General features: G+C 74.0%; 10 protein-coding genes. 3 read left to right on the top strand and 7 right to left on the bottom strand.

Going from position 1 to position 10,876, the window contains the following annotated elements:
- The 3 genes from AB0917_RS31360 to AB0917_RS31350 form a co-directional block, all read right to left on the bottom strand.
- Positions 1-118 (bottom strand): site-specific integrase (locus tag AB0917_RS31360; protein ID WP_366823083.1); only part of this gene is annotated, 118 nt, incomplete at its 3' end.
- Positions 119-134: 16 nt separating this feature from the next.
- Positions 135-638 (bottom strand): DUF3017 domain-containing protein, encoded by a 504-nt coding sequence (locus tag AB0917_RS31355; RefSeq protein WP_366823080.1) that lies wholly within the window; start codon positions 636-638, stop codon positions 135-137.
- Between the two features lie 23 nt (positions 639-661).
- On the bottom strand, positions 662-1,543 hold the full coding sequence (locus tag AB0917_RS31350; protein WP_366823079.1) for a bifunctional methylenetetrahydrofolate dehydrogenase/methenyltetrahydrofolate cyclohydrolase: 882 nt from the start codon (positions 1,541-1,543) through the stop codon (positions 662-664).
- Between the two features lie 230 nt (positions 1,544-1,773).
- Between AB0917_RS31350 and AB0917_RS31345 the strand changes: the two genes are divergently transcribed.
- Positions 1,774-2,421: an RDD family protein gene (locus AB0917_RS31345; RefSeq protein ID WP_366823078.1), complete on the top strand. Its 648-nt coding sequence runs from the start codon at positions 1,774-1,776 to the stop codon at positions 2,419-2,421.
- 101 nt (positions 2,422-2,522) lie between these two features.
- On the opposite strand, the gene AB0917_RS31340 is transcribed toward AB0917_RS31345, so the two are convergent.
- The 3 genes from AB0917_RS31340 to purN all read right to left on the bottom strand — a co-directional run bounded on the left by AB0917_RS31340 (position 2,523) and on the right by purN (position 6,409).
- On the bottom strand, positions 2,523-4,058 hold the full coding sequence (locus tag AB0917_RS31340) for a DUF2079 domain-containing protein (RefSeq protein WP_366823077.1): 1,536 nt from the start codon (positions 4,056-4,058) through the stop codon (positions 2,523-2,525).
- 154 nt (positions 4,059-4,212) lie between these two features.
- Positions 4,213-5,766, bottom strand: a complete 1,554-nt coding sequence (gene purH, locus AB0917_RS31335; RefSeq protein WP_366823076.1) for a bifunctional phosphoribosylaminoimidazolecarboxamide formyltransferase/IMP cyclohydrolase — start codon at positions 5,764-5,766, stop codon at positions 4,213-4,215.
- On the bottom strand, positions 5,753-6,409 hold the full coding sequence (gene purN / locus AB0917_RS31330; RefSeq protein WP_366823075.1) for a phosphoribosylglycinamide formyltransferase: 657 nt from the start codon (positions 6,407-6,409) through the stop codon (positions 5,753-5,755). The genes purH and purN overlap by 14 nt, the downstream gene beginning before the upstream one ends.
- 251 nt (positions 6,410-6,660) lie before the next feature.
- Here purN and AB0917_RS31325 point away from each other — a divergent pair, with 251 nt between their 5' ends.
- Positions 6,661-7,557 (top strand): hypothetical protein, encoded by an 897-nt coding sequence (locus tag AB0917_RS31325; RefSeq protein ID WP_366823074.1) that lies wholly within the window; start codon positions 6,661-6,663, stop codon positions 7,555-7,557.
- Here AB0917_RS31325 and AB0917_RS31320 read toward each other — a convergent pair.
- The gene (locus AB0917_RS31320; protein WP_366823082.1) at positions 7,547-9,235 is read right to left on the bottom strand and encodes a DUF6350 family protein; all 1,689 of its coding nucleotides are present in this window, start codon (positions 9,233-9,235) and stop codon (positions 7,547-7,549) included. The two genes, AB0917_RS31325 and AB0917_RS31320, sit on opposite strands and share 11 nt — an antisense overlap.
- Before the next feature lie 126 nt (positions 9,236-9,361).
- Between AB0917_RS31320 and AB0917_RS31315 the strand changes: the two genes are divergently transcribed.
- Positions 9,362-10,750 carry a helix-turn-helix domain-containing protein gene (locus tag AB0917_RS31315; RefSeq protein WP_366823073.1) on the top strand — a complete coding sequence of 463 codons (1,389 nt, stop codon included), beginning with the start codon at positions 9,362-9,364 and terminating at the stop codon, positions 10,748-10,750.
- Positions 10,751-10,876 lie beyond the last annotated feature (126 nt).

Genomic DNA, 10,876 nt, shown 5'->3' with positions numbered 1-10,876 from the left:
GGGCCAGGTCGCTGCGGTAGGACGCTCGGGTGTAGTCGGAAAGCCCCTTCTCCAGCCACAGGGCGACGAGGAACTGGTCGATCAGCGGGTGGTCGCTCCGACGGGTGCCCGCCCGGATCCACGGGCCCGCCGTTCTAGCGGATCGTGAAGTGGACCGCGTCCTCCAGGATCGGCACGTCCAGCCACGGCCTCGGCTGCGCGACCAGGGCCAGCAGCACGATCAGGGTGCCCATCAGCCCGTACGTCACCAGGTCGGTGAAGCGGGACCGCACCGCGAGCATGCCGACCGAGGGCACCACCCAGCGCAGGACCGCCCCGGCGATGAGAGCCGCGCCGATCAGGATGGTGCCGATGCGGAACGCCTCGGCGAACGGGTCCAGGGCCACGATCAGCAGGCCGGCGCCCACGGTGCCGACCACGCTGAGCAGCGGCCACTGCCGGGCCGGAGCGGGCGCGTCGCGCGGGGCGGCCCGGCCGCCGCCCTCGGGGCGGGCGGTGTCCCGGGTGAAGAGCGGGAACCGCCGGGACCTGCGGGGCGGGCCGGCCTCGCCGGCCGCCCGGTCCACCGTCCCGCCGGCTGTCTCACCGGCTGTCCCGTCGGCCGGGGCGGGGTCGGCCGGACTCGTACCAGCACCCATGGGGTTCCCTCCGGATCCGGCCGTCAGCCCGCGGCGGCCGCGTCGGCGGCCTCGGCGGCGGTCCGCTCGGCCGCCTCGACCACGTTGACCAGGAGCTGGGCGCGGGTCATCGGGCCGACACCGCCGGGGTTCGGGGCGACCCAGGCCGCCACCTCACGGACCCCCGGGTGCACATCGCCGGCGATCTTGCCGTTCTCGTCCCGGCTGACGCCGACGTCGAGCACGGCCGCGCCCGGCTTGACGTCCTCGGGCTTGATCAGGTGCTGGACACCCGCGGCGGCGACGATGATGTCGGCCTGGCGCAGGTGCGAGGAGAGGTCCCGGGTGCCGGTGTGGCACTGGGTCACCGTGGCGTTCTCCGACTTACGGGTCAGCAGCAGCGGGATCGACCGGCCGATGGTGACGCCGCGTCCGACGATCACGACATGCGCCCCGTCGATCTCCACGCCGTGCGCGCGCAGCAGCTGGACGACGCCCTGCGGGGTGCAGGGCAGCGGGCCGCTCTCGTTGAGGACGAGCCGGCCGAGGCTCATCGGGTGGAGCCCGTCGGCGTCCTTCGCCGGGTCCATCAGCTCCAGGACGCGGTTGGTGTCGATGCCCTTGGGCAGCGGCAGCTGGACGATGTAACCGGTGCACTCCGGGTCGGCGTTGAGCTCCCGTACGACCTCCTCGATCTCCTCCTGGGTGGCGGTGTCGGGGAGTTCGCGCTGGATGGAGCCGATACCCACCTCGGCGCAGTCGCGGTGCTTGCCGTTCACGTACCAGCGGCTGCCCGGGTCGTCCCCGACGAGCAGGGTTCCGAGGCCGGGGGTGATCCCCTGCGCCTTGAGGGCCGCCACACGGACGGTCAGATCGGATTTGATCGCGGCAGCGGTGGCCTTGCCATCGAGAATCTGGGCAGTCATGGCCCCATCCTCGCGGATGACCCCGCCCGCATACCAATTGCCTGTGCCTCATCTGTGTCCCGCCCATGGCCGAGATTGCACTTGCACAACGTCCGCCGCCTTGGGCTGGACAAACGCGGGTCGCGCTTATAACGATGAGAGCCGCGGTTGTACGGGGGGCGGGCCGCTGACGTCGTCCTTCCTCCGTGTGGCCATCCGTCCCCCACACGTCTGTTGAAGGAACACCCCATATGAGCTTCGGCGACCCCAACAACCCGTACGGGCAGCAGCCCGGCCAGCCTCCCCAGGGCCCGCCGCAGGGGCAGCCCGGCTACGGCTACCCGCAGCAGGCTCCTCAGGGTGTTCCGCCGCAGGGCTACGGCTATCCCCAGCAGCAGCCCGGCTACCCCCAGCAGCAGCCGGGGTACCCGCAGCAGCCCGGCCAGCCCTACGGCGGCGGCTACCCGCAGCAGCAGCCCGGCTACGGCTCCATGCCGGAGCTGGCGCACTGGGGTCTGCGGGCGGGCGGCCTACTCATCGACGGAATCGTCATCGGCGGCCCGTACCTCGTCCTCGTCGGCATCGGCAGCGCCATGGGGGACGCGGCCGGTGGCATCGTCGTCCTGCTCGGCGTCCTCCTGGTGATCGGCCTCTCCTTCTGGCAGCTGTACCAGGAGGGCACCACCGGCCAGACGATCGGCAAGAAGGCCGTGGGCATCCGCGTGCTGCGCGAGGCCGACGGCCGTCCGCTGGGCTTCGGCATGGCCTTCGTGCGCCGCCTGGCCCACTTCCTGGACAGCATCGCCTGCTACATCGGCTGGCTGTGGCCGCTGTGGGACGAGAAGAAGCAGACGTTCGCGGACAAGGTGTGCTCGTCGGTGGTCGTCAAGGCCGGCTGACGCCCCGCACACGTCACCGCGCGAAGGCCGCACCCTACGAGGCACCGGGTGCGGCCTTCGCGCGTACGGCCGGGGCCGGGGCCGCTCCCGCCCGCGCCCGCTCAGTCCTTCCCCGCCCCCGGGAGCTCCGCCGGCTCCGGCGTCGTACGTTCCATCACCACGAAGCTGCCGCCCTGGTGCTTGAGCCGGTACCGCGCCTCGGGGTGGAGCTGCTCGGCGTACGCCACCGGGTCCTGGATCGGCCGTGCCCAGCCGAAGTCCAGGTTGATGGCGACGATGTCGGGGGCGGTGCCCGGGGCGCCCCCGATCCAGTAGACGGTCCGGTCGGAGGTGAGGTGGGCCATGAGGGTGATGTCGGTCTCGACCCGCGCCCCGACCGGGATGACCTTCAGCGCCTCCCGGGCCGCCTGGCTGCGGGCGTCGTCGACGGCGCTGTAGGAGTGCGGGCGCAGCAGGTCGCGCAGCGGCAGGTGCTGGGTCATCGCGACGGCGACGGCGGCGGCGACGGGGACGGCCACCTTCGCGTACGAGGCGAGCCAGGGGCGGTGCGATCCGCGGCTGCGGCGGACGCCGTCGGCCATCGCCAGGAAGAGCACCGGCATCAGGATCGCGCTGTAGTGCCAGACCATGCCCCAGTGGTTGCTGTCCTGGGAGAGCAGCCGCCAGCCGAGCGTGGGGACGATCAGCAGCGTCAGCGGCGAGCGCAGCGCCATGAACGCGGTGATGCCGACCAGGAAGACCAGCATCTCGATCTTGACGGAGGAGTTCAGGACGCCGAGGACCGAGTCCAGCATCGCGACGTCCTGCTCGCCGTTCTTGTCGATCTTCTGCCAGTAGTCGTACGTGCCCGCGCTGCTGGCCGCCGGGATGAGGACCATGAGGGTGACCACGAAGGCGGCCACCCCGAACACGGCGAGCAGCGCGCCCTGGAGGCGGCGCCCGTACACGAACAGCAGGAAGCCGACGACCGCGACGGTCGCGCCGAGGTCCTCCTTGACCAGGACCAGCGGCAGCGACCACAGGAGCGCCGCCGTCCACCGCTCCAGGAGCAGCGCCCGGCAGACGAGGGCCAGCAGCGGGACGGCGAAGGCGATCTCGTGGAAGTCGGACTTCACCGCTTCCTGGATGCCCCAGGAGAGTCCGTACGCGACGGTGACGCAGAGCCCGGAGCGGCCGCCGAGGAGCTGCTGCGTGGTGCGGCCGACCACGACCGCCCCCAGCGCGAACAGGGCGGCCTGGGCGAGGAGCAGGGACTCGGCGGAGGGCCAGAGCCAGTAGAGCGGGGCCAGCAGCGCGACGATCGGCGAGAAGTGGTCGCCGAGGATCAGATAGCCGGGGCCCTTGATGTCGACGACCGGCGCCTCGAGGCCGGCGTAGGCCCGTACCTCCTGCTCGAAGATCCCGAGGTCCCAGGAGGGCGAGCCGAAGCGGCTGTACTGGAGGTAGGAGTAGAGGAAGTAGAGCCCGCACAGGATCGCGGCGGCGATCAGATAGGGCCACAGGGGGACGCGGGCGGCAGCGGCGGCGGCCTCCGTGCTCGGGGAGTCGCCCGCCGGGCGGGCGTCCGGGCCCGTCCCCTGCGCGGGGAGCCGTCCCGGTTCCGACCGGTCCGTTCCACTCTTGTTCAGCTCAAGCACGGTGACTGCCCCCGCTAGGGATTCTCTGGCCGTTCACGGCATACGGCCGTTCATTAGAACAGAGCGGCGAGGCGATCCCGTACGACGGACACGGCCGTGGCCGCACCCTTCGAGGTGCGGCCACGGCGCGTACGGGTACCGGTCGGTGCCGGTGTCAGTGGAAGAAGTGGCGCGTGCCGGTGAAGTACATGGTGACGCCCGCCTTCTTCGCGGCCTCGATCACCAGCTCGTCGCGGACGGAGCCGCCGGGCTGGGCGACCGCCTTGATGCCGGCGGCGGTGAGGATCTCCAGCCCGTCGGGGAACGGGAAGAACGCGTCGGACGCGGCGTACGAGCCGGCCGCCCGCTCCTGGCCCGCCCGCTCGACGGCGAGCTTCGCGGAGTCGACCCGGTTGACCTGGCCCATGCCGACGCCGACCGAGGCGCCGTCCTTGGCGAGCAGGATCGCGTTGGACTTGACCGCGCGACTCGCCTTCCAGGCGAAGGCCAGCTCCTTCAGCTCGGCCTCGGAGAGCGCCTCGCCGGTGGCGAGCGTCCAGTTGGCCGGGTCGTCGCCCTCGGCCTGGAGCCGGTCGGCGACCTGGAGCAGCGCCCCGCCGTCGATGGGCTTGACCTCGACCTCGACGGCCGGGGCCTCGGGGGCGCGCAGCACCCGGATGTTCTTCTTGCGGGCCAGCACCTCGAGGGCGCCGTCCTCGTAGGCCGGGGCGACGATGACCTCGGTGAAGATCTCCGCGACCTGCTCGGCCAGCGCGACCGTCACCGGGCGGTTGACGGCGATGATCCCGCCGAAGGCCGAGGCCGGGTCGCAGGCGTGGGCCTTGCGGTGCGCCTCGGCGACGTCGTCGGCGATGGCGATGCCGCACGGGTTGGCGTGCTTGATGATCGCGACGCACGGCTCGGCGTGGTCGTACGCGGCCCGGCGCGCGGCGTCGGTGTCCGTGTAGTTGTTGTACGACATCTCCTTGCCGTGCAGCTGCTCCGCCTCGGCCAGTCCGCCGGAGCCCGAGGTGTAGAGGGCGGCGGGCTGGTGCGGGTTCTCGCCGTAGCGCAGGACGTTCTTGCGGGCGAAGGCGTCGCCCAGGAACGCGGGGAGGCCCGAGTCGTCGGCGGCCGCGTAACCGTCGGCGAACCACGAGGCCACGGCCACGTCGTAGGCGGCGGTGTGCTGGAACGCCTCGGCGGCCAGGCGCTTGCGGGCGGTGAGGTCGAAGCCGCCCGCCTTGACGGCGGCGAGGACGTCCGCGTACCGCTCGGGGCTGGTCACCACGGCGACCGAGGGGTGGTTCTTGGCGGCGGCGCGGACCATCGAGGGGCCGCCGATGTCGATCTGCTCCACGCACGCGTCGTCGGAGGCGCCGGAGGCGACGGTCTCCTTGAACGGGTAGAGGTTCACGACCACCAGGTCGAAGGGCTCGACGCCCAGCTCGGACAGCTGCTCGCGGTGGGCGTCCAGGCGCAGGTCGGCGAGGATGCCGGCGTGGACGCGGGGGTGCAGCGTCTTGACGCGGCCGTCCAGGCACTCGGGGAAGCCGGTGAGCTCCTCCACCTTGGTGACCGGTACTCCGGCGGCGGCGATCCTCCCGGCGGTCGAGCCGGTGGAGACAAGCTCGACGCCCGCCTCGTGCAGACCGCGGGCGAGGTCTTCGAGCCCCGTCTTGTCGTAGACGCTGACCAGGGCGCGGCGGATGGGCTTATTCACCGACATGACCGAGATGAACCTTTCGTCCCTCAATGCGATGGCCGTCACGGGCGATCCGCCCCACGGCCTCGACGAGCAGCGAGCGCTCGACTTCCTTGATGCGTTCATGGAGGGCGGCTTCGCCCTCCGGGGTGTCCTCCTCGGTCACCTCGACCACGCCCTGCGCGATGATCGGACCGGTGTCGACACCGTCGTCGACGAAGTGGACGGTGCAGCCCGTGACCTTGACGCCGTACGCGAGCGCGTCACGCACTCCGTGGGCGCCGGGGAAGCTGGGCAGCAGGGCGGGGTGGGTGTTGATGAACCGGCCGCCGAAGGCGGCGAGGAACGCGGGGCCCACGATCTTCATGAAACCGGCGGAGACGACGAGGTCCGGGCGGTGCCCGGCGACGGCCGCGGTGAGCGCCTCGTCCCACTCCGCCCGCGTCGCGTGCTCCTTGAGCTTGCACACGAACGTGGGGATTCCGGCCCGCTCGGCCCGCTCCAGACCACCGGCCTTGTCACGGTCCGCGCCGACGGCGACGATCTGCGCTCCGTAGGCCGCCGGGTCGTCGCCGACGGCGTCGAGCAGGGCCTGGAGGTTCGTACCGGATCCGGAGACCAGCACGACCAGCCGGGCCGGAGGGGCGGAGGGGGGCGGGGAGGCCACGTCTGGGCCCTTTCTCGCGTGGTGACACAGGCTCGGGGGTGCTCTTTGTAGGGTCGTACGAAAGAATCGCTTCGCCCGATACGGGGAACCCTACGAACGAGCCGACCGTCAGCAACGATACCGGCACACCCGGCGGCCCCCACGGGACGGGGGCCGGGCCTAGAGGTAGCGTCAGGGGACAGCGAGCCGTCCACCGGGCGGACGAACCGTCCTTCGGACGGACATGACGAGATGGGGAAGACGTTCACCACATGCCGGACCGACGCCGTCGCACCGCCTTCCGCCTCCCGTTGCCCGCGCGGGCCGCTCTGCTGACGCGGGACCTCCACTCCTCCGCGCCCGACTCCTCCCCGGGTTCCCCGCCCGCCCCGGGCTCCTCGGGCTCCTCGGGTTCTTCCGGTTCCGCCTCGTCGCCGGACGCGCCCGCGAAGCCGGACGACGACAATCCGTTCGCCCCGCCGCCCGCCGACCGGCCCGACCAGCCGTGGCAGCCCCGCCACCCCTCGGGTCCGGAGAACGGCGGCGAGGGCGACGACTCCGGCTCCGGTGGCCGCCCGTCGTGGGGCAGCCAGTGGAGCAAGAAGCAGCCCGGCCGGGGCAACGGCGGCTTCGGCGGCCGTTCCGGCTCGAACGGCCCGGCCGGCCGGGGCGGGTCGGACGGCGGTGCCGGCGGGAAGCGCTGGGACCCCACCGACCCCGTGCAGCGGCGCGCCCGCTATGCGCTGCTCGGCGGCATCTGGGCCGTCTTCTTCGCGCTCTTCGACCTCCCGGAGATCGCCCTGCTGCTGGGCGCGCTCTCCGTGTACTGGGCCGTCAGCTCGCTGCGCTCCCAGCCCAAGAGCCCGTCCGCGACGGACCGTACGGCGGTCGCGGCCCCGGACACCGCGGCTCCGGCCGCGGGCGACGGGGGCGCCTCACCGGCGGCCACCACGCCCCGCAACGGCAACCGCCCGCAGACCACGGCGGCGATCAGCGGTCTGGTGACCGCCCTGCTGGCGCTGGTCATCGTGGTCACGACGTTCACCGTGCAGCTCGTCTACCGCGACTACTACACCTGCGTGAACGACGCCCTGACCAAGACCGGCGCGGTGGCCTGCAACGACCAGCTGCCGAAGCCGCTGGAACCGCTCTTCGGCGTCAAGGAGTAGCGCCCCGGCCGTCCACGTCGGCGGGCTGCGCGTCGGCCTTCCCGCCGCCGGGCCGTTCGTCGGCGGGCTGTTCGCCGGCGGCCGGAACGCGTGCGGGGAAGTCGGCCATCAGGCCGCCGGAGCCCTGCTTGAGGGAGGCCCACCGGGCCTCCCTCGCCTCTTTCTCGTGCCAGGGGCCGGTCTTCTCGTGCCAGGGGTCGGTCGGCAGGAAGTCGTACGGTGCGAAGTCCGCGTCGTCCGTGGCCGTATCCGTGCCGTCCGCCGGGGCCGCCTCCCGCGGACCGGGGCCGGGCTCACGTGCGGCCGCGTCCTTCGGCTGCCGCGCCACGGCCGGCACGGCCTCCTTCTCCGCCGGAGCCGCGTCCGCGCGCGTGCCCGTACCCGTACCCGGCGGTACGTCCCTGCGCCAGGCCCAGCCCGGTTCGCGCAGCCGCCACACCCGCAGGAGCAGGGCCGCCGGTACGCCGATGGCCGCCGTCCACGCCAGCGCCGCCGCCCCCGTCAGCCACCACACGGGCCCGAACGCGCCGAGCGCCCCCGACCCCAGCGGGCCGCCCGCCACCGCCGCGAGCAGCGCCGTACCGGCCCCGCACCCCAGCGCCGCGAGGCCGGTCACCAGCGCCGTCGCGCGCGGGCTCCAGGCCTGCGCGCGGGGGGCGTCGGCGGGGGCGGCCCTGCCGACGGCGCACCAGGCGAGGGCCAGCGCGGCCACGACCGGTACGGCGAGGGCCGCCCAGTTCAGCGGGGTGGCCGGGCCCTGGTCCGGGGCCGCCGCCAGCAGCGGGAAGGGGGGCACGGCCGGGGTCCCGGTCAGGCCGAGCGGGGTGGCCGTGGCTCCTGTACCGAGCGCGAAGCCGGGGCCGAGCCCGTACGCGGCGCCCCACAGCGCGGCGTTCGGCACCAGCGACGCGGCGAGCAACAGCACCGAGACCCGCCCCGACCAGTCGCCGGAGAGCGCCAGGAAGGAGTCCTGGGCCGCCGCGGCGTTCCGCCCCAGGGCCACCGCCACCAGGAGCGCGCCCCCGCCCAGCAGCGCCACCGTCCCCACCGCCGCCGCCCGGAACGCGGCCTCGGCCCGGTCGCGGACGAGGGTCCGCGCGAGGGCCTCCTGGAGCGCCAGGGGCGACCAGGACGGCAGCGGCCCGAGCGGGCGTCCGGCGGCCGTCCACACCCCGGCCGCCGCCGCACCGGCCACCACCAGCGCCACCGGGAACGCCAGCGTCTGCGGGACGACGTGCAGCGACCCGCCCCGGGCGTAGGCCGCCGCCCCCGCCGCGACCAGCAGGTATCCCGCGGTCACCGCGCAGACCGCGCCGGTCCGCGGGGGCCTTTGCCCTCCCTCCTCCGGCTCCGCCGCATCGCGTCCCGCCCGGTGTGCCAGCCAGAGGGGACCCACCATGAGGAGCAGCGGGACCACGCCGACCGGGGCCGGAGCGCCGCCGAGAGTGTCGGGCCTGACCAGCTCGGCACCGTGCGCGAGCAGCCAGACCGCCGCCGCCGCGCGCAGCGCGCCGCCGGGTCCGCTGTCCGGGTACGGGGAGCTGATCCAGAGCGCCATCACCAGCACGGCCAGCGCGCCCAGCCCCAGCCCGGCGGCGGCTCCGCCGCGCAGGAAGGCGGCGACCAGGGCGAGGGCCCTGGTCCGCTCGGGCGGCAACATCGGGCTGTGTTCGGTCATTTGGGTCACGGCGCCCATGCTCCCAACGACACGCGCTTATATCGCGTAACGCGCGAACAGCGGTTGTGTCGCTCAATATACGTTTATGTACTTTTTCTCCCAGTGCAGCGCTGCCGGGGGTCGTCCATGACCCGGAGCACCACCGACGAGGCCGCCGCACCGCCGCTGCCCTCCCCCAAGGGGCGCCGCAGGCTGCGCGAGGCGAAGTCGCTGAGCGAGCAGCAGGTGGCGGAGGCCGTGGGCGTCACGCGTGCCACCGTGCGCTCCTGGGAGACGGGGCGCACGAGCCCGCGCGGCCGCAAGCGCGCGCTGTACATCAGGCTCATCGCACCCGATCCGGGGCCGTCGGCGCCGGCAGCGGCCTCCGCCACGAAGCCCAAGGCCGTACGGCGGAAGGCACGGCCGACAACGGAACCTCTGGCCGGGCCGGCCTCGGAGCGGTCGACGCGGCAACCACTGGCCGACCCCGCCCCTGGACGGCCGACGCCGGAAGCTTCGCCCGAACCGGCGCCACCGGGCGCGGCGGTGGCGCCCTCGCCCGTGCTCGCCTCCGTGCTCGCCTCCGTGCCCGCCGACCCGCCCGCGCCCACCGAGTCGTCGGCGCCCACCGGCTCGTCCGCGCCCCCGAACGCGGCGGCACCCCCCGTGCCGGCGGCCCCTCCCCCACCACCCGAGCCGGAGACCGGAACCCCCCGGCTCTCCCCCGACGAGGCGTTCGACGCGCTGTACGCCCACGCCGCCCCCGGCCTCGTACGGCAGACCTACCTCCTGAGCGGCCGCCGCGCCCTGGCCCGCGAGTCCGTCGAGCGGGCCTTCCAACTGGCCTGGCACCGCTGGCCCGAGGTGGCCGTGGACCGGGACCCGGTCGGCTGGGTGCGGGCGGCGGCGTACGAGTACGCGATGTCTCCCTGGCACCGGCTGCGCCGCGTCCACCGGCACCCCGACGCCCCGCCCGCCGAACCGGCCGGACGGGCCCTGTTCGAGGCGCTGCTCGAACTGCCCCCGGCCTACCGGCGCACCCTGCTCCTCTACGACGGGGTCGGCCTGGACCTGCCGGAGACCGCGGCCGAGACGGAGGCGTCCACCCCGGCGGCGGCGGGACGGCTGGAGACGGCTCGGGCCGCCGTCGCCGACCGGCTGCCCGAACTGGCGGCCGCCGCCTCGCCCGCCGAACAGTCCGAGCTGCTCCACGACCGGCTCGGCGGGCTCGCCCACGCCGCGCACGTCCCGGCCCCACCGCCCGCCCGCACCGTGCGCACCGGCGGCGAGAACAAGGCGCGGCTGTGGACCAGGGCCGCCATCGCCTTCGCCGCCCTGCTCATCGGCACGACCGCCCTGACCCTGCACACGGCCCCCACCCACTACGAGCCGCCCCTCTCGCCCCCCGAACGGGTCGGGGGCGTACCGCCGCGCGGTGGTCCGCAGAAGCTGACCCCGCAGGACCTGAAGCTGCAGAAGGCGCTGAAGGAGCAGTTGGCGCACGGCCCGGAACGGCTGGTGCCACGTATCCCCTGAGCCCGGTGGACGGCGGGAACGGGAAACGGCGGGTAGTTGTCCCAGCTGCCGGCACTGCCGGTGATGCTCAGGCGCGGGTCGGCCGTGGGGCGCTTGCGCACCATGTTGATCGCCGCCGACGGCGTG

Source organism: Streptomyces sp. NPDC007346 (assembly GCF_040703535.1).
Taxonomy (GTDB): Bacteria; Actinomycetota; Actinomycetes; order Streptomycetales; family Streptomycetaceae; genus Streptomyces.
Note: the sequence above shows the minus strand (reverse complement) of the source record. Positions and strands in the feature narration are given on the sequence as shown.

Excerpts from the sequence above, each read along its gene's own strand:
- AB0917_RS31350 (WP_366823079.1), bottom strand. The coding sequence starts at position 1,543 with ATGACTGCCCAGATTCTCGATGGCAAGGCCACCGCTGCCGCGATCAAA.
- AB0917_RS31320 (WP_366823082.1), bottom strand. The coding sequence starts at position 9,235 with ATGACCGAACACAGCCCGATGTTGCCGCCCGAGCGGACCAGGGCCCTC.
- AB0917_RS31345 (WP_366823078.1), top strand. The coding sequence starts at position 1,774 with ATGAGCTTCGGCGACCCCAACAACCCGTACGGGCAGCAGCCCGGCCAG.
- AB0917_RS31315 (WP_366823073.1), top strand. The coding sequence starts at position 9,362 with ATGACCCGGAGCACCACCGACGAGGCCGCCGCACCGCCGCTGCCCTCC.
- AB0917_RS31325 (WP_366823074.1), top strand. The coding sequence starts at position 6,661 with ATGCCGGACCGACGCCGTCGCACCGCCTTCCGCCTCCCGTTGCCCGCG.
- purH (WP_366823076.1), bottom strand. The coding sequence starts at position 5,766 with ATGTCGGTGAATAAGCCCATCCGCCGCGCCCTGGTCAGCGTCTACGAC.
- AB0917_RS31355 (WP_366823080.1), bottom strand. The coding sequence starts at position 638 with ATGGGTGCTGGTACGAGTCCGGCCGACCCCGCCCCGGCCGACGGGACA.